Source organism: Mesorhizobium sp. P2_A8 (assembly GCF_056404935.1).
In genome coordinates this window covers 379,634-403,754 of record NZ_JBFUDB010000003.1, presented here as the reverse complement: position 1 = coordinate 403,754, position 24,121 = coordinate 379,634, and the positions used below count along the sequence as shown (strand labels likewise).

General features: G+C 59.6%; 21 protein-coding genes and 1 pseudogene. 8 read left to right on the top strand and 14 right to left on the bottom strand.

Translation table 11 applies throughout. The features are described 5' to 3' along the window. Positions 1–601 precede the first annotated feature (601 nt). The 4 genes from AC1D10_RS11385 (at position 602) to AC1D10_RS11370 (ending at position 2,352) form a co-directional block, all read left to right on the top strand. Complete coding sequence (locus tag AC1D10_RS11385) at positions 602–1,465, top strand: ATP-dependent DNA ligase (RefSeq protein WP_477271612.1); 864 nt, start codon at positions 602–604, stop codon at positions 1,463–1,465. Positions 1,466–1,489: 24 nt separating this feature from the next. Continuing rightward, entirely contained in the window at positions 1,490–1,711 is a 222-nt protein-coding gene (locus AC1D10_RS11380; protein ID WP_477271610.1) for a DUF768 domain-containing protein, read from the top strand. A gap of 23 nt (positions 1,712–1,734) precedes the next feature. After that, positions 1,735–1,962, top strand: a complete 228-nt coding sequence (locus AC1D10_RS11375) for a hypothetical protein (protein ID WP_477271608.1) — start codon at positions 1,735–1,737, stop codon at positions 1,960–1,962. Positions 1,963–2,190: 228 nt separating this feature from the next. Further along, the gene (locus AC1D10_RS11370; protein ID WP_477271606.1) at positions 2,191–2,352 is read left to right on the top strand and encodes a hypothetical protein; all 162 of its coding nucleotides are present in this window, start codon (positions 2,191–2,193) and stop codon (positions 2,350–2,352) included. Positions 2,353–2,356: 4 nt separating this feature from the next. On the opposite strand, the gene AC1D10_RS11365 is transcribed toward AC1D10_RS11370, so the two are convergent. Both AC1D10_RS11365 and AC1D10_RS11360 read right to left on the bottom strand, forming a co-directional pair. After that, entirely contained in the window at positions 2,357–2,839 is a 483-nt protein-coding gene (locus tag AC1D10_RS11365; protein ID WP_477271604.1) for a c-type cytochrome, read from the bottom strand. A 1,065-nt stretch (positions 2,840–3,904) separates the two neighbouring features. After that, on the bottom strand, positions 3,905–4,402 hold the full coding sequence (locus AC1D10_RS11360) for a sulfocyanin-like copper-binding protein (protein ID WP_477271602.1): 498 nt from the start codon (positions 4,400–4,402) through the stop codon (positions 3,905–3,907). A 1,233-nt stretch (positions 4,403–5,635) separates the two neighbouring features. On the opposite strand from AC1D10_RS11360, the gene AC1D10_RS11355 reads away from it, so the two are divergent. Continuing rightward, positions 5,636–6,037, top strand: a complete 402-nt coding sequence (locus AC1D10_RS11355; RefSeq protein WP_477271600.1) for a response regulator — start codon at positions 5,636–5,638, stop codon at positions 6,035–6,037. A 580-nt stretch (positions 6,038–6,617) separates the two neighbouring features. Here the strand turns inward: AC1D10_RS11355 and AC1D10_RS11350 are convergent. Further along, positions 6,618–6,821 carry a CsbD family protein gene (locus AC1D10_RS11350; protein ID WP_042640013.1) on the bottom strand — a complete coding sequence of 68 codons (204 nt, stop codon included), beginning with the start codon at positions 6,819–6,821 and terminating at the stop codon, positions 6,618–6,620. 765 nt (positions 6,822–7,586) lie between these two features. Here AC1D10_RS11350 and AC1D10_RS11345 point away from each other — a divergent pair. Further along, positions 7,587–7,880: a hypothetical protein gene (locus AC1D10_RS11345; RefSeq protein ID WP_477271597.1), complete on the top strand. Its 294-nt coding sequence runs from the start codon at positions 7,587–7,589 to the stop codon at positions 7,878–7,880. 709 nt (positions 7,881–8,589) lie between these two features. Here AC1D10_RS11345 and AC1D10_RS11340 read toward each other — a convergent pair. The 7 genes from AC1D10_RS11340 to AC1D10_RS11310 form a co-directional block, all read right to left on the bottom strand. After that, entirely contained in the window at positions 8,590–9,315 is a 726-nt protein-coding gene (locus tag AC1D10_RS11340; RefSeq protein ID WP_477271595.1) for an SDR family oxidoreductase, read from the bottom strand. A 96-nt stretch (positions 9,316–9,411) separates the two neighbouring features. Further along, on the bottom strand, positions 9,412–10,416 hold the full coding sequence (locus AC1D10_RS11335; RefSeq protein WP_477271593.1) for a L,D-transpeptidase family protein: 1,005 nt from the start codon (positions 10,414–10,416) through the stop codon (positions 9,412–9,414). 511 nt (positions 10,417–10,927) lie between these two features. Beyond that, positions 10,928–12,208 carry an MFS transporter gene (locus tag AC1D10_RS11330; RefSeq protein ID WP_477271591.1) on the bottom strand — a complete coding sequence of 427 codons (1,281 nt, stop codon included), beginning with the start codon at positions 12,206–12,208 and terminating at the stop codon, positions 10,928–10,930. 10 nt (positions 12,209–12,218) lie between these two features. Continuing rightward, the gene (locus AC1D10_RS11325; RefSeq protein ID WP_477271590.1) at positions 12,219–12,671 is read right to left on the bottom strand and encodes a MaoC family dehydratase; all 453 of its coding nucleotides are present in this window, start codon (positions 12,669–12,671) and stop codon (positions 12,219–12,221) included. Next, a complete protein-coding gene (locus AC1D10_RS11320) occupies positions 12,668–13,942 on the bottom strand; it encodes an NAD(P)/FAD-dependent oxidoreductase (RefSeq protein WP_477271588.1) in 1,275 nt (424 codons plus the stop codon). The genes AC1D10_RS11325 and AC1D10_RS11320 overlap by 4 nt, the downstream gene beginning before the upstream one ends. An 11-nt stretch (positions 13,943–13,953) precedes the next feature. Next, on the bottom strand, positions 13,954–15,177 hold the full coding sequence (locus tag AC1D10_RS11315) for a flavin-containing monooxygenase (protein ID WP_477271586.1): 1,224 nt from the start codon (positions 15,175–15,177) through the stop codon (positions 13,954–13,956). Positions 15,178–15,243: 66 nt separating this feature from the next. Next, on the bottom strand, positions 15,244–15,822 hold the full coding sequence (locus tag AC1D10_RS11310; RefSeq protein ID WP_477271584.1) for an OsmC family protein: 579 nt from the start codon (positions 15,820–15,822) through the stop codon (positions 15,244–15,246). A 412-nt stretch (positions 15,823–16,234) separates the two neighbouring features. Between AC1D10_RS11310 and AC1D10_RS11305 the strand changes: the two genes are divergently transcribed. After that, positions 16,235–17,260, top strand: coding sequence for a methyltransferase (locus AC1D10_RS11305; RefSeq protein ID WP_477271582.1), 1,026 nt, complete (start codon positions 16,235–16,237; stop codon positions 17,258–17,260). Between the two features lie 68 nt (positions 17,261–17,328). On the opposite strand, the gene AC1D10_RS11300 is transcribed toward AC1D10_RS11305, so the two are convergent. From AC1D10_RS11300 to AC1D10_RS11290, 3 genes are all read right to left on the bottom strand, one after another. Next, positions 17,329–18,369, bottom strand: a complete 1,041-nt coding sequence (locus AC1D10_RS11300) for a sensor histidine kinase (RefSeq protein ID WP_477271580.1) — start codon at positions 18,367–18,369, stop codon at positions 17,329–17,331. Further along, positions 18,366–19,871: an ATPase domain-containing protein gene (locus tag AC1D10_RS11295; RefSeq protein ID WP_477271578.1), complete on the bottom strand. Its 1,506-nt coding sequence runs from the start codon at positions 19,869–19,871 to the stop codon at positions 18,366–18,368. Before AC1D10_RS11295 ends, AC1D10_RS11300 begins: the two co-directional genes overlap by 4 nt. Before the next feature lie 384 nt (positions 19,872–20,255). Continuing rightward, the gene (locus AC1D10_RS11290; RefSeq protein WP_477271576.1) at positions 20,256–21,584 is read right to left on the bottom strand and encodes an adenylate/guanylate cyclase domain-containing protein; all 1,329 of its coding nucleotides are present in this window, start codon (positions 21,582–21,584) and stop codon (positions 20,256–20,258) included. Between the two features lie 223 nt (positions 21,585–21,807). On the opposite strand from AC1D10_RS11290, the pseudogene AC1D10_RS11285 reads away from it, so the two are divergent. Continuing rightward, a pseudogene (locus tag AC1D10_RS11285) lies at positions 21,808–22,149 on the top strand (tyrosine-type recombinase/integrase); the annotation flags it as partial. A gap of 163 nt (positions 22,150–22,312) precedes the next feature. On the opposite strand, the gene AC1D10_RS11280 reads toward AC1D10_RS11285, so the two are convergent. Beyond that, positions 22,313–24,064, bottom strand: coding sequence for an adenylate/guanylate cyclase domain-containing protein (locus AC1D10_RS11280; protein WP_477271574.1), 1,752 nt, complete (start codon positions 24,062–24,064; stop codon positions 22,313–22,315). Positions 24,065–24,121: the final 57 nt, after the last annotated feature.

Here is a 24,121-nt window from a genome sequence, read left to right as displayed (position 1 = left end):
AGGGTTGGTTGCTGTGGCGCGCGGCCACAGGCGCCAGCGCGTACGGGGGCTTCTTTTGGTTACTGCGGCACTACATCTTGATCGAGACATATGACAGCAGGTAGGATCGCCCCACCATCGCCTTAGTATTAGAGATCACGCAATTAAGGCTGAAGTCCCTAGATTGCCGGCCCTAAAGGGCCCTGGCGCCGACCAAGCTCGGCGCCACTGCAACCAACCCCTGCGCCGCTCGTTGACCCCTTGCTGGTTGATCCCAGTACTGCTTGGTCCCTCAACCAGGCAGACAGAAGAAAGGCCCGTCACGGCTTTCTCCGTGGCGGGCTTTTTGCGTTTTCAGGCGTCCATCTCCAGCGGTTCGTGCCCAGGCTGACCGTGCCAGATGACTTGCCTCAAATCGCGTTGGTCGACCTACTGTCCGCATGCCGAGCACTGATAGAAATTGTCCTGTTCGTTCGCTGGCTCGCCGTCGTGGCGCTTGCCTTCGATTGGTGGTCCGAGATCCGATAGCTTCGTCATCGCTATCGAACTTTCAATTCGTCTAAAATGTTCCGGAACTATTTCAGCTCATGCTAATTAAATCGCGGCTTTTGCGAGTCAGTTTATGCGTTTGAAGTTCGTCGCCCCATTGATGCCGAGCTTGGTGGAGAAGCCTCCCGAGGGCGACGGTTGGATTCATGAGGTCAAGTTCGACGGCTACCGTTCGCAGCTCATCATCGACGAAGACGGCACCAGGATATATACGCGCAACGGCCACGACTGGACGTCGAAGTATCGCGACCTTGTGAAAGAGGCGGAAACGCTTGGCGCCGAAAGCGCCACCGTCGACGGCGAGATCATCGTGCTGAACGATGCCGGCCTGTCTGACTTCGGCGAGCTGCGCAAGGCCATCACCCGCCGGCAGCACGACCTCTATTTCGTCGCCTTCGATCTGCTGCACCTCAACGGCCACGATCTGCGCGATATGGCGCTGGAGGAGCGGCGAGAGATCCTCGCTAGCATGATCGAGCCGGGCGGACGTATCCAGTTCAGCGAGCCGCTGCCGGGCGAAGCCAAGGCGATCTTTCATCTGCTGGACCAGGCCGGACTTGAAGGGATGGTGTCGAAGCGGCGCGACAGCAAATACCGCAGTGGCCCGTCAACCAACTGGCTGAAAGCGAAATGCTACTCGATTGACGAGTATGAATTGCTCGGCGTCGAGCGCGAAGCGGGCAAGCCCGCTTTTGCCCTGATGGCGGATCGCGCGACCGGGCGATATGTCGGCTCGGCCTTCATCAATGCGCGCGGCGCCATCCGAGACCGGCTGTGGAAGCGCGTCCAGGAACACGCTGGGCCGGCGCCGAAGGGCATGAAGCGGCCAACGACGCAATGGGTCAAGCCGGGCATCATCGGTCGGGTGAAGCACTTGCGCGGCGAGGAAGATTTGCGGCACGCCTCGCTGCAAGATTTCCGGGAGGAAGGAACCTAATGCCACTCGCCAGCTTATGGCGAGATGAGCACACGCGGCACCGACTTTTTGTGCAAATGGATTTCGTCCAACGTCCCGGAGACCGTGGGCGCCGATCCCATATCGGTCGCCGATCTCACTAACAAGCTATTAGCGGATGCCATGGCCGCAGGAATAAGCAGCGATGAGATCGAGGAAGATATCGGCAGCGTCTATGAGGCGATCCTCGACGCCCTCGTTCATCACGATGCCGGCTTGGCGGACTGACCGACGCCGCCTATATCGGCGCAATGGGCAAGGGCTGGACGTTTCAATCTCTGATCGACGCTAAGATGGCGGTGACGGCGCACTGCCACAACTCGGCCTGTCACCATAGGCAAGCACTCGACTTGGTGAAGCTCCGCGACCGCTTCGGCCCAGACGCGCCGGCCATGGAATGGGATATTCGTCCGAAGCTTCGCTGCAAGAAATGCAACGGCAACGAAGTCGGCCTGATCCCGGTCGGGCCGGGCAATTAGGAGGTCTTGGGAACCCCGAAGGCGGAGGGGTGTCCGCACTCGGCGCCACAAATCTTGCATCCCATTATGACGGCTGCATGAAGGAAGCCCATGGAACATTAGCAACATCTAAAAGTTTTTCGCTTACGGCAGGATGCTCACCCCATCCCTGTCGTAGATCAGGATGCTGCATCACCTGATCGGCCCGCGTTCTCCCGCCGAGGCGCGGGCTTTTGCAACAGGGAAGCGATGACGGACAAGCCGGCCACAACCTACGCCGTGAGCGTTTTCGAGGCGCCGCATTGGCGCACAGTGCTGACTACGAATGACAAAGCCGAAGCCTTCGCGATGGCGAAGGAGATCGGCGACAAGGTGCGGGTCGAGGAGATCACGCCGAAAGTGAAGCGCTAGGTCGTTACTTCTTCGGCGTCTGAGGTGGCACCAGTGTGACGTAAGGCGTCCTCGGCTCCTTGCCAGGCTCCCGGTAAAAGGGTGCCAAATCGCCGGAGGGTCCGAGCGATTTGATGTAAAGATACACGGAACGCACGTCGCTTTCGCTCATGGCTTGGATTTGGTACCAGGGCATCGGCGGCAAATTGACCTTGTTCTTGAGGTGGTCGACCCATTTGTCCTCAGTGAAGCCCATTGCCGAGTCCCTGAGATTTGCGGCATAGGCCGTGCCCCAGGGGCCTTGCCAGCCAATGGAAGAGCCTTTCAACGCTTTCTCCGGATCGATTTTCCCATCGGCTTCACGGTATCCTTCCGTGTGGCAGAAATGGCAGCCGCCGATGATCGAAATATACAAACCGCGTTCGACGGAAACCTCATCTGCCGCCAGTAGTTGGCTGGATGGCACGATGCATAGAACAACGGCCGCACAAAGATCGATTGTTCGCATATTCGCTGCCTCCCCATGACTGATTGCCGCCGATCATACGCGATAGAATACCACTAGGGCGGGCCCGACACCTTTGGCTTTTGGGAACTCCGAGACGCCGGGCCCTTGGACCGGAGAGACGGGTGGTTCCCCCAAGTCCCGTCTATAATGTGCTCCTAATATAGGCCGGCGGCAAACGCGCGCTGGCGGGCTCTAGTCGCTTCGGATCGATGGGCAAGGACGAGACCTTTCAGTCACTGAATCCCCTGTTTGTTCCCCTTCGCCCTACGAATTATACGCCGATATAATGTGTTCTATAATGGGACACCATCCGTTCTCGAACCGTGCAAAAGACGTTTCTTAAATTAGGGAATGCTAATAAGATGACAAGCTAACGCCTCGCGTCAACGGAACAATTCCGTGTCGGCTGCCGTTGGGTCAGTTGGAAGGGACACATCCAACATGATTCAAACCGTAGCAACGCCGCCAAGCGCGGTTCACGGCTTTACAGTAGTGCAACGGCTCATGGGCGAAACTGGCATTACCGAAGCACAAGCTATCGAGCTTATCGCTTACCTGGGCCATAACTGGCCCTCGCTAGTGCGTGAGGCCAAACTGTTGATCCCGAGGCACTAGAGACCTTGTGAATTTCCAGCCCTGGCCGCGCAGCGGAACCGCGACTGGAAACCGACGTTCGAGCGCTGGACTTGAGCTATTGCTAATATGCATTTAGCTTGGGCAATGCGGGGGACATCCCAAAGAGCCCATCCCGCAGTGGCCGGTGCGGTCGCCCACAAGCATCCCTCTGCACCGGCCATCTCCCAGGTTGGGAAGCGCCGTAGGGGACTTCAGTCTTAGTCCAGAATAGGCTTAATTGCGCAGTTGAAAGCCCATAGCTTGGGCAACGCGGGACGTCCAAACCAACCCGCAGTGACCGGTGCGGCTTCGCTTAGCCAAGATAGCCCCAGCCGCACCGGTCATCGGCGGCGTATCAAGTCGCCGCATCGCCGGCAAGGTGAAGTATGCCAGCCGAGAACCTACATCGCGTGCTGACCGCCGCGAAGGACAAGGCCAAAGCGCTGGTCTTTATGGTTCAACTGTGAATTCGGTCCACATGCCAGCCCCATAGTGACCCGGCACGTTGCAGATAAGCAGATACTTTCCAGCCTTCATCTCGACGGTCAGGGCGCCTGATTTACCGGGATCGAGCTCCGAAACCTCGCCCTTGTCGCCGGCCTTGTCTTCGTCGACCCGGTTTTCGGCCTCAAGGTAAGGGAGCGGCTTGCCAGGTTCGGCAAGGAACATCACGATCATTTCGTGGACCGTGTCCTTGGAGTCATTTTTCACATTGAATGTGACCTCCCCGGCCTTCACAGCACCGGGCAAAGCCTTGATGCCCATGGTCGCCTTGGCGAGATCGAGTCCGGGCGCCCCATAGGCGAGGCCCATCGGCATCTCCGTACTCGCGCCCTTGTCCCACAGGGAGACCTGGACAATCGCAGCCGCTTGGACGGCGCCGGCAGTGCCGCCCATGAACATTGCGGCAGCAAGCCCGAGCACTGCTCTCCTCGATATAGATTTCATGACAATCATCTCCCCAGGACGGCAGCAGAAGCGCTCTAACATCCCAGCAACTATCCCTGCTCCTGGCTGACCCGCACCGTCCTTGCGCTAAATCAAACGCGCCGCCGCGGCATCACAAGGCCGAACGCCTACGCGACAAGCCGGTAACCACTTACATCGTGAGCGTGTTGGAGAAGCTGGCTTGGCGCACGGTGTTGACCACCAAGGACAGCAGGCGGCTTTCGATATGGCAAAAGAGATTTGCGACAAACTGCGGGTGGAGACGATCACGCCGAAGCCGAAAAAACGATAGAGCGGCAAGTGACGGTACATTTTTAACCAACCCGCCCTGAACAGCGACGGTACGTCAAAGTTACATGCAAAGAACATCGCCAATTGCTAATATATTAATGGCGGGGGGCGCTCTCGGGAGGAGCGCCCATGGGAATACGAGACCTGGTGGTTAGGATGTCAGCTAAGCTACTCAAGCGGCATGCCAATGCCCTGTCGGTGTCCACTAGACCGATCCGCGCGTCTTTGGCCGACATGCCGCTCAAGCGACCGTCGCCAGCGCATCGTCCGTCGCGTCCGCCCCGGCCAGCTAGCAACATGTAACTCAACGATTTTGCGAGGGGTGGCCGGTGCCTGTTGGGTGGGAGCTTTGGGGTAAAGGCGACCTGGCATCGGCGCATATCTGGTCGAACACTCGCTGACATGTCGCTAAATCGTCCGGGCTTAGGAAATGGCTTTGCGGGTACGTATCATGTATCATCTCTGCCTCCCTCAAAAATGGGCGAGAGTGCAGTCTCCGAAGCGGCGATGCCCCTCACGAGCGCCGACGTAAGTTAGAGAACGCTCTATTGCGCGATTATCGAGTCAATTCCCCGTGCAAGCCGCTCGGGCCTCGTGGTCTTGGCTGTCGCGATTCGGCCTGGGTAGCGGCAATCAAAGCCGCGATGACCAATCGGGCGCGTCCGCCTGAATGAACAGATAAATACAGACCACGATCAGCACCACGAGCACGGCCAGCGCAATCCAGATTGTGAGCTTCGTCTTGTTCATAGACGGTAGGTAAGCAGACAGCGCCAGAACCGCAATTCACATGGTTGAGGGTGGGGCCCGCCTTGTGGAGGTCTAGCCGTTACAGAAAATTCCCATTACCGGTGGGTAGCCAGGTACGGTTCCGACAATCAATTAGACGGAACCAATAAGGGTTGTGCGCGTAGTAGTGCGCAACTTGCGGGGCATTATCAAATGATGGTCGGGACGGTTCTGGTCGTTGAAGATGAGCCACTAATCCTGCTTGATGTCGAGACGGCGCTGCAGGAAGCTGGTTTCGAGGTCGTTGCTGTCACTGATGCAGCGCAGGCGTTGGCCGCTTTCGACGCTGAGCCTGGTAAGTTCAAGGGCCTGATCACGGACATACGTCTGGGCAACGGACAATCCGGGTGGGAGGTGGCCAAGCACTTGCGGCAAGCCAATTCAACCATTCCGGTGGTCTACATGAGCGGCGACAGCGCTATCCATTGGGGCGCCGAGGGCGTTCCAGGAAGCGTGATGATTACCAAGCCGTTCTTCATGCCGCAGATCATTACAGCGCTGTCTACGCTACTAAATCAGCAGCCAGTGGACCCAAGCAATTCTACGGCTGGGTAGCGCGGGGTTTCCAGTTCTTAGCGACGCCGTCGAGAGCGCTCTCTAAATAATGGCGCAACGGCTGGCCCCTAACCTACGTCGGGAGCGTGAAATTTCGCCTCCGATTTCCCGCTCCTCGGCTAGGTTGGAAGGAATCCTTTAGGAGCCACCAGGACAAAGAACGGCCAACACCGGATGGAACATTAGAGGCCGATAAGAGTTCGTGCTGGGCGGCAGGTAACGGTCAGTCGGAATCTGCTAAAGATCGAGTTACGCACCACCCTGATCGGCCCGCGTTCTCCGCCAGAGGCGCGGGCTTTCACTGACCGGGGGAAGCGATGACCGCTAAGCGAGTGACAACGACCTACATCGTGAGCGAGTTCGAGGCGCCGCACTGGCGGAATGTCCTGACCACGACGGACATAAACAAGGCTCTGGCCAAGGCAAAGGCAAGGCGAACAGGTGCGGATCGAACGGCGCGTTCAAGAGGGTGGATGACACGATACAATGAATTCAGGATTCTAACAGTTCGTGGTAGCGGAGGACAATCAACCCGGGAGGGCCCGCCGCCGCCGTGAATGGGCGGCGGGCATTTTGCGCCCTACCAACCTTGCCTGCCATACCAGTCATCGATATCGCGACGAACCCGATCCTTTTCTATGCCGTAGCGCTCTTGGATCTTGCCTTCGAGCTGATCGCGCTTTCCGGCGATGCGATCAAGATCATCATCAGTGAGTTTTCCCCACTGTTCCTTGACCTTCCCCTTCACCTGCTTCCAGTTTCCTTCGACGCGGTTCCAGTCCATGACGGCCTCCTTCGTTTCCAAAAAGGCGCAACGTCGTCCGACTAAGGTGGTTCCAAGGGGCTGTTGCTGAAAATGGCCGGGCCTGTTGGGCTGGGGCATTGTTGGGTAAGGCGCTGGCCAGGGGCGGTTGGGCTTCCTCCGTGCCTAACAACCCAGCAGGATTGCGCCTTGCCGCTGCATGACCCTGAAAGCAAGCCTTTAGGGCCGGCAAACCGAGGACCTCAGTCTCAATTGCGTGACCGCTAATGTAGTATAAGCTTATCACTGCGGGAGCTTTTCCCGCTATCGCAGTGGCCGGTGCATCTGCCTGGGTGGTGGGCGCTCGCACCGGCCATCCCGCCGAAGCCGAAGCGCGATAGGGCGGGCCCGACACCTTTTTTGGTTTGGGAACTCCAAGACGCCGGGCCCTTGGACCGGAGAGACGGGTGGAATCCTCCAAGTCCCGTCTTCTTGGACCGGAGAGGCGGGTGGAATCCTCCAAGTCCCGTCTATAATGTGCTCCTAATATAAGCCGGTGGCAAACGCACTATTTCTTCCGCAGCTCACCCCTCGCTGCAGTGGCCGGCACCACCAGGCCCAGCGCCGCTGCAACCAACCCCTCCGCCGCTCGTTGGCCCGATGCTGGTTGATCCCAGCGCACTCCAGACCCTGCCCGCCCGTTCCCATTTCGGGCGGGCCTTTTCGTTAAGCGGAGAAACTTTTTCCGAAGAGCGAAGTTGATGCAACAAGCTGCCGTTTTGGCAGCCGTAATTGGGAGAAATTTCCATGAACCTCAAGATGCTCACGATGGGCGCGATGGCGCTTGTGATGATGACTGGTGCCGCACTTGCCGGCAGCAGCACCGGAACGTCCGCGCTCGATGACCCGGCCAAGATGTCGCCGTTCTTCACCGATGCCGGCATGAAGACCATGAAGTCCGAGGCGGAATTCAAGGCCGCCTGGATGGCCATGAAGGAAGAAGACCGCGCATCGATGATGAAAGAATGCGGCGACGAGGCCATTGCCAAGGCGCATGACAATTTCTGTAAGATGACCAAGCAGCTCGGCGGCGCCAACTAGCTGCGGCCAACGCTGTATTGTGAAAGCGTGCTGAGACACGCTTGGCCCGCTGCCGCAAGGTGGCGGGCTTTTTGTATTTTAGACGCAACTAATGGTTCCCGCTCAGGTTACTCCCCGGCCAGCATAACGTCCCCGGCTGGTATCGAAGGAAGCCCGCCACTCTGGCCCACATGGTGGCGGGCTCTTGTTTGATCAGGGAACCAACCACCAGCCGCGCCGTTTTAGTCTGGCGCTGCCGGAAACTTGCACACAGGCCCTTCCGGCCCTGCATTTGCCCGCTGCTTCCCCCGAGGCAGCGGGCTTTGATTTTTGGCGAATGACACCCATCTCGCGGTCACTCAAGATAGCAGACGCCATCACGATCAGCTGCACAAGGACGGTGACGCAAGCGCACAAGGCCTACGCAAAGAAGCGGGTTGACGGAACATTAGCCACCTCTAATTGTGCGATGGCGGCAGGCGATGCCCTCCATTACCTGCCGAAGATCGGGCCTCCGATCGGCCCGCGCCCCGCAAGTGGCGCGGGCTTCAGCGACCGCCTATCCTGCCTCATCCCAAGGGTTTCTGACTTGTGGCCCACTCGTCAAGAAGTGCTAACATTCTAAGATCGCGACCGCTATTCTGACTGCCAATCAGAGCCGACCTTTGCACAGGGGGCAAGTTAGGCACCGATGTCGCGCCATCAGGTGAAAATATGCTGCTTCACTCCTTCAGAGATCGAAGTTGGTGGGTAACATGACGACGTCCCGAATTGTCATGCCGCGCGGCCGCGTCAACATGAAGATTACAACGTTGGCCACTTCGCTGGCCTCTAGAAGGCTTCCCGACTCCTTGGCTTCCTTAAGTTTCTCTGGCGGCCAGTCCGCAAGCAGTGCGCTTATGACAGGGCCGGGCGATATTGAGCCAACACGAATCCCGTGCTTGAACACCTGGCGCCGCACTGTCTGGACAAAGCAGTTGATCGCCCACTTAGAGGACGCATAGACCGGCTCCCATGGCGTCGGAAAATGGGCTGCCAGGGAACTCGTTACGATGATGTCGCCGGTTCTGCGCTCGATCATGTGAGGCAGTACGTCGTGCAGATTCTTCATCACGACGTTGACGTTCAAATTCAACATGCGATCGATGGCTGCGGTGTCAGCATCGACCAGGTCGCCGCCGACATACGTACCCGCGTTGGCATGCAAGATGTCTATCTGGCCCACTTTCTCCAGAACCTTCGGCACCAAGGAGGCACAGTCCTTCGAGTCAAGCAGGTTGATGACCAGCGGGATAAGGGCCTTGTGTTTGCTGCAGAGCGCCTCCATTGCGGCCTCGTCGCGGTCGACCATTACCACGTGCGCGCCTGCGGACAACATCGCTTCCGTACTGGCCCATCCAATGCCGGACGCAGCGCCGGTCACGACGGCGACCTTGCCTTCCAATTCCTTCGCCATAGCCTCCAGCCTTGCTGAGATTTTGACAAAACGCGCCGCAGTATAGTGGAGTAACTGAGGTTGACGCGCATGGATTTCCAATGCGTCGCGAATCGTCTAATCGGCGGGCTTGTCGCCGGCGTCCGCTATCTCGTCCTTGAAGTTAACTTTCGTGCCCTTCTGCACCATAGAGGCGAGGTCTTCGGCATCCCAGTTGGTCAGCCTGATGCAGCCATGCGAGAAGGTCGTTCCGATCTTGCCGGGTTCGGGTGTGCCATGAATGCCGTAGCTTTCGATAGAGAGGTCGATCCAGACCGATCCGACGGGGTTGTTCGGCCCAGCAGCGATGGTGAAAGGCCGCTTGGTCTTTACTCCCTTGAAAGCGAAGTGGGGATCGTAGTGGTATGTGGGATTGCGCACGACACGTTTGATCTCTGCCTGACCGCTTGGCGCCGGCTTCTCGTCGCTCCCGATCGAGGCGGGGTAGACTGCGAGCCATCTGCCAGAGGTGTCAAGCACGCGCACCAGGCGCGCGCCTTTGTCGACCTTAATGCCAGCAACCGCGGCGGGAGGATCGCCCCGGCCAACATCTGGGACCACCAACAGCGTGCCGGCCTTCCTGAAGCTGATGCCAGGATTGAGCTTTCTGAGCAATTGTTCGCTTATGTGAAAGCGCTCCGCAATCTTCTCCGCCGCGCTGTGATAGCCAAGCCTCGACAGACGAGCCATCCTCTCGAGGCGAGCTGGAATGCGTTTGGTGAAGGGGCCGCGCACATCCTTGGGTGTCAGTTCGTAGGCCACCAGGACCGGACTGGCAGAGGTTGCCATTAGCTTGTCCCAGGTCTCCCGAGTGAGCTTCCCGTCTGATGGGAATCCGTTCGCGGTCTGAAAGGCGCTAACCGCCTTGGCGAAGTTCTCTGAGAGGCGGCCGTCGATCAGGCCGGGCGAAAATCGGGCGCGATCTAGAAAAATCTGGGCTTTCAGAACGGTTGGACTGGCACCTTTCGGCTCGCCGACGCCGAATTGGGCCTGATTGACGGCGGTTTGGTCCAGCTTGGCCGCCTCGGTCCCGCCGCATGCGAGCGCCAGTGCCGCGGCGACGACAAGAAGGAGCCTAAACATCTATTTCAACTCCGTAGCTGCAACAGGAATCTGCATCTATGACGCGGAACGGCCTTTGTGGTTCCGTTCGCCCGCATCTGATTCATCGGCAAATCTTACGGAAAGGCCCGCCACGCCCTTGTGGCGAGCATTTTCAGTGTGGTGCGCCCTGCGCGTCAGGTCAGATTAAGGACGATCTTCAGCGTGTCCTGATCGACGATGACCAATACGAAACACTCGTAGGTGACGATACACGCCAGCAGAAGATGCAACCACTAGGTCGCGACGCTGGTGACGAGTTGCTCACCGTTGCCAAGTGGTTCCAGAATTCGTGGTTCGCGCGTTGCACGGGGAGGACGGTATGGAATGCAGGAGAGGCCCGGACGCGGTGTAGACTTAACGGCGGGGCACCAGGCAGCTTGAAGGAGCGCAGCGATTACGGTCGCTAGGCGGACAAGGTGCGGGCCGCCCTATCAGTGACAGGCAGTAACCTGGCCATGTGAGGCCAGCCAGGATCGATGCGCACACATGGTCATCGCACAAAACAGCGCAGATAGTGCCATACTGTGATCGTGCCAGCTGGCTTTGTCCGGGGGTGGTTATGTCGCAGGGATAGCATCGCCGCGGCACCGATGATCGGTCCGGGCGCGAGTTGCAGGAACGCCCAGCGCCAGCTGCCAAGCAAGGCCGCGACGTGTGGGACAGACCAGATGGCAAGCACCGTCAAGGCAAAGCCGAGCCCAAGCTGCACCGACAGCGCGGTGCCGACGAACCGCCTGTCGGCAAGCTCCGTCACAGCCGCCGAAAACTGCGCGGAATCGCCTATCACCGAAACACCCCAGACGACGATCACCAAGACGAAGAGCCAGAGCGGTCCGTCGAAAACGAAACCGACGGCCATCGCGCAAAGACCCGATACCATCATCATTCCGGCGGTTGTCAGGCTGCGGCCGAAGCGGTCGGACAGTACGCCGCCGAGCAGGCAGCCGCCGATACCGGCAGCGATGGCCAGGAACGTCAGCAGTGACGCGAAGGCAGGCGAGGCCTGCTGCTGCGCCTCGAGGGCGGCGCGCGCATAGGCGAGCAGCCAGGCCCACATGGCGTAGAGTTCCCACATGTGGCCAAGATAGCCGATATTGACCAGCATCAGCGACCGGTCGCGGAAGATGGCGCCGATCTGGCGGGGATCGAAGACCGCCTTGCCGAACGGAAAGGGCCCCTCACGGGCGAAGAACCAGAACAGGATCGAGCCTACGAGGGTCGCCGTGGTCGCGGCCAGCACCACCAGCTGCCAGTCGAACGAACCGGTGAGTGCCCGGAAGAGATGCGGCAGCGAGGATCCTAGTGTTAGCGCGCCGATGACGGCGCCGAGCGCCAGCCCTCGGCTGCGCACGAACCATGTTGAAACGAGCTTCAGTGCCGGCGGATAAACGCCGGCCAGCGCGAGGCCGGTGACGACTCGCGCGGCGACGAGGCCGGCCGGCGACGGCTGCATCAGCAGGCAGGCATTGGCTACCGCCGCAAGCAGGGCGGAAATCGCCATCAGCCGGTTCAGCCTGACGACATCGGGCAAATTGACCAGGCTGGACGCCAGCGCGCCGGCGACGAAACCGATCTGAACGCCATTGGTCAGCCAGGCATCTATAGGCCCGGACAGGCTCCACGCCGCCTTCAGTTCTGGCACGATCGCGGTTGCCGAGAACCACGTCGTCAGCGACAGCACGACGGCCAAGCAAAGCAGGCCGAGCACGCCCCAGCGATGCGCATACTCGGCACGGACAGCTGGTGTCGCCTCATTCCGCCAAAGCATCATCTTCGGGCGCTCAGCCCCTGGCCAACGGCACGGTGAACACCGTTGCAGTGCCGGTGAGACAAATGTCGCCCGCCTCGTTGCGCACCGACGTCTCGATCTTGCAGATGGGCTTGTCGGGCCGCACCTCCTTGACCTCGACGCGGCCGGTAATCATTTCCCCGACACCGACCGCCTTGACGAATTTCCAGCCGACTTCGAGGAACACTGTGCCAGGGCCAGGAAGGTCCTCCGCCACCACCGCATTGAGGATGCCGGAGGTAACGCCGCCCTGGACGATCAGCTTGCCGAACACCGAAGCCTTGGCCAAGGCCTTGTCATAGTGCAGCGGGTTGCGGTCGCCGGTCATTTCGGTGAACGCTTCAATGTCCTGTGGTCGCGTGCGCCGCGAGCGTTCGGCAAAGGCTCCCACTTGCGGCCGTCCCTTGATGACGCCGATCCAGCCGTCATTCATATGTGCAGTCATGATTCTATCCCCATTCGGTTGCGATGCGTGATTAAGCTGGCCGCGGCCGGCGGTCTGATCTGGTTTGCCGGCACCCGATGGGCCGCCGGCCGCCACCTGGATGAGGGGACGCCGCGGATCGGCATCTCCCGGTCAGCCAATGCCTGAACTTCAGCCTTCATCACCGCGCTGAAACGACGGTGCTTCTCGCCGATGTCGCCCAGCGTCCAGTCGAAGCCGGCAACGGCATCTGTCGTGTCGAGGACCTGGCTGGGGATCAGGTCCCGCTCGTGCTGGTAGGCTGCGAAGTCCGCCTCGGAGCCGTCGAGAATGGCGTGCGCCAGGGCCTCGGCGTCGCGCAGCGCGTCGGAAATGCCATGCGAGGTGATCGGATCGCGGAAGAAGCCTGCATCGCCGACCAGCGCCCAGCCCGGTCCATACGCCTGACGCAAGAAGCCCGGCACGCCACGGAACACCTGCAGGCGGCTGTCCTTCGCCGCCCGGCTCGCTTGCACGGCGAGCGCCGGCGAAAGCGTGGCAAGCACGTCCATGCGGGCCTGCTCGGGGTTGCCGCGGAACCGCTCGTCGAACAGCTTTGTCGGCACCGACGCAACGATGCAGGCAACCCCGTCATTGGTCGGGATGAAGGCCCCGGCAATTCCGTCGCGGAAATACCAGTGGTAGCCGGCGCCGGGCTCAACCGGCGCATAGCCGTAGACATGGGCGGCCGACACGGTGCCGCGTTGCAGCACCTGTGCGTCGCAGTATTTGGACACCAGCGAGCCGATGCCGTCGGCGCCGACCACGATGTCGGCGTTCACCCGCAACGGCCCGCCGCCGGCAGTGCGGATCTCGACACCTCGCACGCGTCCTTGCGTATCGGCAAAGAGGTCGGCGACGGCCGTGTCGTGCAGGACTTCGGCACCGGCCTTGCGCGCTGCATCGACGAGAATGCGGTCAAGCACGCTGCGCCGCGGGGCGATCAGACCGGGAAGGTCGGGCCCGGCGCGAAGCGGAATGGTGACCTCCTCATCCCCATAGTGGAAGGTCGTCGCCTCGACCAGCGGCGTGCCCGCATCGATGAGCGGCTTGAGCAGCCCCCAGCGCGACAGCTGCAGAACGGCAGGGCGCATCAGCGCGTGGGTGGACAGCGTGTCCGACCCGTAGGGCTTGCGGTCGATCGCCATCACGCTGAGCCCGGCGCGGGAGAGCAACATGGCTGTCGACGCGCCGGCGCAGCGGGCGCCGATGATAATGGCGTCGTAGTGGGTACGTTTTGGGAGGGTGTGCATGTTCATTGTTCTCAAGCGGCCTTGAGGCCATAGCAGTCGAGGTAGCGGGAGATCTCGGTGGCGATCGCCTGCGCGTCGGTGCCGACGCCGCCAATGAAGTTGGAATCGCGCTTGCGCAGGAAACGGAAGCCGAGCGCGAAGAGGCCGGGAACGATGGCGATTCCATCACTGTGCGCCAGCTCGCCATCTGGCCCGAGCGCAAACGGCTCCAGCCATCCAAAGGACCGCGCATAGCCTGTCGCCCAGATGACTGTGCCGATAGACCCGTCCATCAGCGAAAGGTCCCGCAGATAGGTTGAAGGCACGACCACCGGCTCGGGACGCATCGGTCGCACGGCACCGGCAAAACGGTCGATCGCGCCGAGCAGCCGGTCCTGCTTTGCGTCCGCCGCCGCCAGGCTTGCCGCGAGATCATCAGCAAAGCAGACCGTGCCGTCGGCAATGCCTTGCACGCGCCCGGTCAGTTCGACGCCGATGGCCTGCAGCGTGGCGAGGTCGACATCGGCCTTGTCCAGGCGGCCGGCGAGTTGCAGCGAGGGCTGCCGCTTGGAGCTTTCTGGATTGGCGAGGTCGTCGAGGCGCTGCGCCATGAAGCCCATCTCGCAAAGCCACCAGAAGATGTCCTTGCCGCGCCAGCGCCGCGGCAAGCGCGTGTGCTTGCCGACCGAAAGCACCACGCGCCGGCCAGCGCGGGCCAGTTCGTCTGCGATCTGCACGCCCGAGGAGGACGCGCCGACCACCAGCACGCTGCCTGGTGGCAGTGCGTCGGGACTGCGATATTGGGAGGCATGGATGCTCTGCGGCTGCTTGCCGTCGAGCTTAAACGGCATCACCGGCTTGTCGCAATGGCCGGTCGCCACCACCACAGCTCTCGCCGACCAATCGCCAGCGCTGGTGCGCAAGGCAAAGCCGCTGCCGTTTCGTCGGCAGGACATGACCTCGACGCCGCTTTCGACCGGCGCCTGCCAGTGCTCGGCATACGCTTCGAGGCTCGCAACGAAAACGTCCCTGGTCAGGAATCCGTCGGGATCGGCGCCTGCATATGGCGAGCCGGGAAGGGCATTCAGCCAGTTGGGCGTCAACAGCCTGAGCGAGTGCCAGGTCTGCGAGCGCCAGCGTTCGCCAATACGGCCCCGCTCCAGCACCGCATGCGCGATGCCCCTGCGGCCAAGGCAATGGCTGAGCGCAAGGCCCGCCTGCCCACCGCCGACGATGACGACGTCAGCCTGTTGCATGGTCCTGTTCCGTTTGCTTCGGGGAGACGGTCCAGACGTTCATCCAGACCGTTCCTAGGTTTGTCGTTACTGGATGGTCTTGACCCCGACGGCGACCGGTACGCCCTTGGTCAGCACGTCGAAGACGGCCGAGCGCGCACGGGCCTGCTCGATCAACTGGTTGAGCTTCTCGGCCGGCGCATCGCCCTCGATCTCGAAAGAAACGTTGATGTTGTGGAAGCCGTTGCGGGCCTCATCGGAGATGCCGAGGATACCGCGCAGGTCGATGTCGCCGTCGACCGAGCACTTCACCTTGGTCAGCTTGATGCCGCGCGCGGCGGCGATGTTGGCGACGCCCGCCATCAGGCAGCTCGCCAGCCCATGCAACAGCCATTCGACCGGGGTAGGAGCGTTGTCGGCGCCACACAGAACGCCTGGGTGGTCGCTGTCGGCATAAAAGGCTTTGGCATGCTTCAGTTCCTGGCCTGCGCCGTGGAAGCCGTGCATGACGCTCTTGCTGTGGGTGCCCTCGATCCACTCATTGTGGGCACGGAACTGGAACTTCGCGAGCTCTGGCTGGCTGGCCACGGCGTTGATCGTCGCAAGCAGATTCGGCGTGTCGACCCCGTTGAGCGGCAGCCTTGCAGGTTTGGCGTTCGGTTGCATTTCTTCTACTCCAAAGGTTGATGCGGCTTGTTTGCCGGACCGCCTTCTTTTGAAGCCGAGGCGTTTGAGCGAGGGTGGGAGCGGCCGTGGAATTTTCGTTGCACCCGCCGTGGAATTTGCGGTGCGTCCGTCGTGAAACCTGAATGCCGAAGGGAGGCCGAAACGCGAGAAGCCCCAGCGATGCCGGGGCTCTATGATTGGGACAGTCCTATCTGGAGAGCACTCGCCGACATGTGCCGTCCCCGTTGCTAGCACTCTCGGTCGTTGTTAGTCACCGTGATCGAAGCGTTTCAGGGTGGGAGCCCGCAGCCCGCGCATAGCACGCGGGTCCGGAAACGAAACTGGCCAGCGGTGGGCAGGTATCATCCATCTACCACCCGTGGTATTTTAGTAGTCGATCACGGAGGGGACCATGACCGACGACCGCGCGGGCGTTGATGATATGGTGATGCTGATCCTGGGGATGCGGGTCACCAGAATGATTGAGGTGGCCGCTACACTGGGGCTGGCCGATCTGATCGCCGAAGAACCGCGTCCTATAGTGGATCTCTCTGCACCTACAGGCACCGATCCCCAGGCGCTCCGCCGGCTCTGCCGAGCACTAGTTGCCTGCGGGGTGTTCCGCCTCGACGATGAGGGAAGGCTCGGGCACAACGGACGCTCTCGCTGGCTGCGGCGTGATGCCAATCCGTCCCTGCACCACATAAGCCGTTACTCGGGAATGCCAAGCACCTGGGGTGTCTGGACCCAGTTGGAGGACGTGGTGCGAGAAGGCGAGCCTGCCTTCGAGCGGCACTTCGGAAAGCCCTACTTCGACTACATGAAGGATCATCCTGACGAGGCATCCATATTCGACGCCCACATGCAGAATAGCCCGGACGACCGGCATGGTGCCGTGACAGAAGCCTACGATTTCTCAGACGTCGGAACTGTGATCGACATTGGCGGCGGCAACGGAGCGCTGCTGTCGGCAATCTTGACGGCCTATCCGTCAGTTCGCGGGGTGCTGTTCGACCACCCCGACGTGGTTGGCAAGGCGTTTAAGACCTTTCCTTTATTGGAAGGTCGCTGTCAGCTTGCGCCAGGCGATTTCTTCGAAGCGGTGACTGCGGGTGGGGACGTCTACACTTTGGCGCAAGTTCTGCACGACTGGAGCGACGAGCACTGCATCCGCATTCTGAGCAACTGCCGGGCAGTCATGCACGACAATGCACGACTTCTGGTGATCGAGCGTATAATGGATGACGTCCCCGATGCCGCCAAGGCATTGGACTACCTCACGGACATGCACATGATGGTCCTTTTCAAAGAGGGGCGAGAACGCACTGTGGACGAATTCGCGTCACTGTTTGGGCGTGCGGGTTTCCAACCACCCCGTGTCCTGGCGACAAAATCGGCCTTTTTCATCGTCGAGACTACGGTCAGACCTACAGCCTAAAGTTCCACAACAGACGATTGGCCTAATCCGCGACCGCCGAACCGGGCAGCAACATCCGTGCGCTGGCGTCAATAGCCAGGCACCAGCCTAGTATCACGAACGGGCAACGCCATTGCGAAGCGCAGACCGTCGCGGTGGTAGTTCAATTCGACCTTGGCGTCGCACTGTACGGCCACAACTTTCTCCAGCAGGGTTGTCCCAAATCCACGCCGCTTAGGCTGCTCTACCCTAGGCCCACCAATTTCCAGCCAATCTAGATTGACGATCTGGGCGTCGCCTGAGGTGTCCACTGACCACCTGACCTCGAGGCGACCCCGAGGATGAGACAACGCCCCATACTTTGACGAGTTCGACGCAAGCTCATGAAACGCCATGCCGACCGGTATCGCGATGTCAGCTACAAGAGCTACATCAGGCCCTTCGAGCAATACACGCGACTTGTCGTTGGTATCGTAATGCCGCAGTTCCGACTCAAGCAGCTTATGCAAGGAAGCCGTCTGCCAGTAGTCGTCAGTCAGCATTGAGTGCGTGTCAGCCAAAGAGACAATTCTGGCCGAGAAATCGCGCGTGAAGTTCTCGACGCTGCCACTCGACTTCGCAGTCGCACCCATCATCGCACGGACGTTAGCTAGCGTATTTTTGACACGGTGATGGAGCTCTCGGATCAACAGCTTCTGCCGATCAGCAACTTCTTGCTTCTGTTCGATATAAGACTTCACCTCGAGTTGGCGCGCGCGGGCGCGCAGTGCGGAGCGGACGGAATTTGTGAGGCTTGAGGCCAAGAACGGACGTTCCAGGACAATCAAGTAGCCATCCAGAAACGACAGCCGCTTGTCGATTTCTGTCCCACGCCTGGTCAGGAGGACAATCGGAAAATCCGACCACGTTGGCTGGTGATCCAGCCAGAATGCGAATTGATTTCGGTCGGAGCTGATCAAGGCTTCCTCGGCAACAACCAGACATTGAGCCTCTTCCAGATGCGGGAGGGTTTCTTCCAGGCTCGCACAGATATGCGATACGATCTCATTTGCGGCCAGTATTGAGGCCGCGATCTTTGCATCACGTCCCACCGGCGCGAGCACGAGCACGCCGCGGCCCGACAACATCATGATGCCTTGTCTTTGAGAAGGTCGCCACGCTTGCCCTCATAGGTAGGCACGCCGGTCAAAATCCCTCGAAACTCTTCCAAGGGCTCCCCGACAGCCAAGCCGGCCGCGCTGATCTTGAATTCGCGGATGGTGTCTTCATGCGGGCCAACACGCTTCTTTACGACCGAAACGGCCCGTCTAAGCCGACCGCCGCTTTCAAAGAAGCGCAGTAACATGACGGAATCGCAGAGATAGGTCATGTCCACAGGCGAAGACATTTGTCCAATCAGCCCATGATTGGCCAAGAGCAAGATCGTCACAACACCCTTCTGATTGAGGTAGGTGAGGATTTCGTGCATCTGAAGCACGAGATGTTGCTCCTCCGACATGGCGTTGAGGTAGCCAGTCAGACTATCGATCACGACAATTCTGGCATTGGAGCCCTCGACAGCCGACTGGACCCGTGACGACAATTCGCCTGGCGAAAGCTCCGCTGGATCCACCTGTTCCAGCAATAATCTCCCATCCTCGGCAAACGGGTTCAGATCGATGCCTAACCCTGAGGCACGCGCCAGAAAGATGCGCTTGGTCTCATCGAACAACAGGACCAGCACGTGTTCGCCACGCTTCAGCGCGGCATGGCAATAAATGCAGGCAATGGTCGATTTGCCTACACCGGATGGGCCCATCAGAAGAGTGCTGGTACCGCGTTCCAGGCCTCCGCCAACAAGCGTATCGACCGAGCTGTTGCTGACAGCCGGCGTGCCGTGCTCGGACATCTCGTGTTCGGCGGCAACCAGACGGGGAAAGACAGTCACGCCGCCCGGGCGAATCACGAAATCGTGGAAGCCGCCGCGAATCTGGACCCCGCGCATTTTGATCACACGAAGTCGTCGACGCTCACCCCCATAAATCGGTGAAAGCTGCTCCATCCGGATGACGCCGTGGCTGATCGAATGCAAGTTGAGATCGTCATGTTCAGCAGTGAGATCATCCAGCAACAGCACGGTGGCATTATTTAGAAGGAAGAAGCTTTTCAACGCCAAGACCTGGCGCCGATAGCGCAACGAGCCCTGCGACAGCAAGCGAATTTCCGACAGGGAATCGAACACCACGCGATTCGGTTTCATGCGCTCGATTTCGGCAAGCGCGGACTGCACCGTTTCACCCAATTCCAGATCGGAAGAGTGCACCAAGGTCTGAAGCTGCGACGGGTCGAGGCTAAGCTCGGGCGGCACCAACTCAAGGATTTCAATGCCCTCAAGTGAAAACCCATGCCGGTTAGCGACTGACCGGAGTTCTCGCTTGCTTTCGGAAAGCGTTATGTAGAGGCATTTTTCGCCGTTCTCGGCGCCCTTGATCAGGAACTGGAGACCGAGCGTTGTCTTACCTGAGCCAGGCCTGCCCTCTACAAGATGCGAGCGGAACTTCGCGTATCCGCCTCGCAGGACATAATCGAGCCCCTCTACGCCGGATGGGATAGGTGAAGCGTCGTCCTGGTCCACGTTGCCTCGCTCATGCATTTCGTGAACAGCCTAACGGATGGCATTTTCAATGGTTCCGCGTCGCGGCAAAACGAAGGCCGCGCTCGTGTATTTTGGGAAGCCGCTTTGCGCCTCATGTCGGCCGCAGAGGCGGGTTCTTGCCTCCGCCCGAATGCAGACATCTCACTCGCCCATGTTGAAGGTCGCGCTCGCGCTATGTTCGGACTAGGCGGGGGTCCAGCGCCCTTTACTGCGGCGACGAGGTCGACGATTTGATACCTAGTGTTAAATGTCTGAACCACCGCTTGCAGACGCGTCGCGGCCTCATGGACACGACCTTGACGTGCCAGAACTTGTGCTAGTTGGGTTGCGGCGAGAAGCTCGAAGAGGCTCGCCTGCTGCCGACGGGGGCTTTTTTGGCGATCAAGGACCGGGGATAGGCTGGTCGAGCTCAGGCGCGGCTTTGCGGGCGAGCAGGTAGTACACTTCCATCTCACCCTTCCCTTTGACATGAACTCGGGCGCGTCTCTCAAACACGTACTCGTCAGCCAGAATCTGCATAGCTGTCTCGGTCACCTGAATCCGGCCGGCACTACCAAGTGACTCCATCCGAGATGCAGTGTTCACGGTATCTCCCCACACATCGTAAAAAAGCTTCTGTGTCCCGATTACTCCTGCGACTGCCGGCCCTATGTGGATTCCTATCCGTATGGCTATTTCCTCTCCTATCTCTTCCGAGAGGTCGCGGGTCGCGTCCAGCATGTCGAGTGCCAACTCGGCTACCCGTCGAGCGTACCCTTGATGGCGGTCAGGCATGCCACCCGCCACCATGTAGGCGTCTCCAATCGTTTTGATCTTCTCCAAGCGATGGATCGCTGCCAAGCGGTCAAATCTGGTAAAGACTCGATTGAGGAACCGCACAACCTCTACGGCGGGTAACTTGCTAGCGCGAGGCGTAAAATTGACTACGTCGGCAAAAAGGATAGCTACCTCGTCGAAGTGATCAGCGATAGTTTCTTCTGGTCTTTCTTTCAATCTTGCAGCAATCGATGCAGGCATGAGATTAAGCAAGAGGTGTTCTGACCGCTCATATTCACGCTCAAGCGCCGCTTCAGCGCGGTCACCTACATAGAGAGCATAGTGGATCGACCAAAATAACAATATAGATGAGCCGAATAAACAATACTGTAGATTTAGTTCGGCAAAGCCTCCTGGGACAGGCTCGAACGAGGAGCTTGGAAACGTGAATTCCACTATATAGAATCCGAAAAGCGCCCAGAACAAAAGTATTATTGCGATCAACATTCGCTTGGATCCGAGAGAAATCGATACCGCCGGGGCCGCTAACAAGAAATAATGACTGCCAAGCGAAGAACCAGCGATGTATCCTTGAACAACAAATCCGATCCAAGATACGCCAACAAAATATGTTGTCGCTACAACTTCGCCAAACCGATTTGACAGCGGAGTAAGCGCCCACATGAACAGGATAAATGACGCCCATAAAATCAAGGCGTGATGTTTAGCGAATCCAAGGCGAAACAAAGACTGTACTATCACGAATATTGTACTTAGCACTACCAGCGTGACGAATACGTTGAGGGCCCTAAGGTGGCGACTGGATACTGGATCTTTGCCGGTAGTTCCGAACGCGATCATATTTTGTAATGGGCCGGCAAGTCTCGCAAAAATCGTTCGGAGAAGTTTCGATAGTTGCAGCGTCGCAATAAGTATGACGTTCGGGCGTGCCATACGAGTTCCCCGCCTGACCATAAAAGTCCGAGCATAGTGGCATGCGCCTGAGCAAGCTACTCAAGAACACCATCACCACCGACGGTTCAGCGGATCCGAGCTGGATGCGACTCCTCCCTCCCGGCTCCATTGATTTTCCGTCCGCTCCTGCTTCTCGCGCCCTCGGCTCCCCGGGCGCGAGTTGAGAGCAGTGCCGGCCAGGCTCTGCAAAGCTCACGATGCCGTCACCAGTGACGTGAGAGCCAGCCTTCTGGCCTGGCTCGAACGACGTGGGGGCTCGGTCGAGGACTATGCGTTCCCGAGCCGGGTCGATCATTCATGCCACATGAGCACAAGGCAGTACGCGCGGTTGGTCGACCAATGGGTGACCGCGATCGGTCTGCGTTCGGAGGAGTACGGAACACACTCGCTCCGACGGACGAAGGCGTCGATGATCTACAAGGCGACGGGAAACATCCGCGCTATCCAGATACGGCTCGGACATTCCAAGATTGAGAACACGGTCCGATATCTGGGGGTCGACGTGGAGGACGCGCTGCTCTTGGCAGAACGGACCGAAATCTGAGTTGGGCGGTCATCCGGCGCGACGCGGATGAACGCTTCAACGGGTTATCAATCTCAACGGCCCCGACCACCATGGGGTGGAAAGCGGTCAGTCCGGTGGCGAGGTGCTAGTGACCGCTTCGTGTCACATACAGACCTGTAGAAAGTGACCAAGAAAATTCCTGTCATTCGGGCAGACCCGCATCCTCGAGCCAAGCCATAATTCGCTGCAGGCGCTCGGGATCGCGATAGAACTGTGCGGCTGCAACACCAGAGCGAGTCATCTCCGGATGCTTGCCAAGCAGGACGGTGATGTGACCGCGGGCGGCGTCGAGCCGGCCAGTGGCGGCAGCGGTGATTGCCGATAAGATGTAGGCAAAAGGCTCGTGTGGCTCGCGCGCCAGGTAGAGCGCAGCATCGGACCGCGCTTGCTCCAGATCGCCCTGCCAGAGATCGGCCCAGGCGAGGTAGTAGATAGCCCAGTTGATGGCGTATGGGCTGAGTCGCCGCGAGGTTTTCAGGGTTGCTGTGGCTCCCTGAAAATCGCCGCTATAGACCTGTGTCATGCCGAATGCGGCCGCGCAGTAGGCGTCGCTCGGCGCCAGTTCGCCCGCGCGGCGGTGGAATTCAAGGGCTTCATCGTGGCGCCGCTCCATCAGCGCAGCATTTCCCTTGTAGTGCAGAACTGCGCCGGTTTCGCCTACAAGGTCCTCCGCACGCTGAAGGGCCGCCTTTGCTAGCCCAAGAGAGATCGCCGGATCGGGGGTGAAGCCAAGCCGCGCATCCAACCAATGGGTGTGCGCCAGCATAACGAAGGCGAGCGCATAGTTTGCATCGTGATGTACGGCTCGTTCGTAGAAGAATCGTGCTTGGATATTGTCGAGCTTTGTGAACTTCAGTATTGCGGTCTGGCCCTGCAGGAAGGCTTCCCACGCCTCCAAGTTGCGGGTCCCTTCGGCCGCGATCCGCGCTGTGTCGCCTTCGGTCAAGTTAACCTGGAGTGCAACGGTGACGGCTTTGGTGATTTCGTCTTGAAGTTCGAAAAAGTCGGTGAGCTCCCGGTCATAGCGCTCGGCCCAAACATGCCCACCCGACGCGCCATCGATCAGCTGAGCCGTTACGCGAATTCTGTTCCCTGCGCGCCTCACACTCCCCTCAAGGATAAAGCGTACCCCCAGATCGCGCGCCACATCCTGAACCCGCACAGTTCGGCCCTTGAACATGAGGGTCGAGTTCCGAGCAATGACCAGCAGATCGCGCAGTCGCGACAGTTGGGTGATGAGGTCCGCGACGATTCCATCGGCGAAGTAGTCCTGCTCAGGATCGCCCGACAGGTTGGCAAACGGCAGCACGGCGATCGAAGGCTTCTCAGGTGTCGAGGTGGTCGTCGCCGTAACCGTCACTGCCGGCGTGTTTGTGACCCGATAGATGCGGACCGGTTCGGCGATGTTCTTGAGAACCCGAGCACCAAGATCGTCAAACGAAAGCGCGAGCTTACTTCGAACTTGCCGGTAAGCGTCTTCTGAAATCCAAACGCCGCCGGGATCGGCAAGGGCTTCCAACCGCGCCGCAATATTCACGCCGTCCCCGTAGAGATCATCGCCGTCGACTACGACGTCGCCCAGGTTGACTCCAATGCGCAGCACGATCTGGAGACCGTCCGACTGGTCAGCATTTCCGGCAGCCATGCGTTCTTGCAGTCGTGCGGCGCACTCGACTGCGTCCACAGCGCTGGCAAACTCAATGAGAGCACCATCACCTACCAGCTTGATGATCCGGCCACCGTGATTGGCGACCGTCGGTTCGAGAACGGTTTTCCGTCGATCCTTCAGTATCGCTAGCGTGCCGGCTTCGTCCTGCTGCATCATGCGGCTATAGCCGACCACATCGGCGGCCAGGATGGCAGCAAGGCGACGTTGAGCGCGTTGTTCAGCCATACTGTGCGATGGCCCCCAAGGCAGGAACTATCCGTAATTGTATTGCGACGCCGCGGA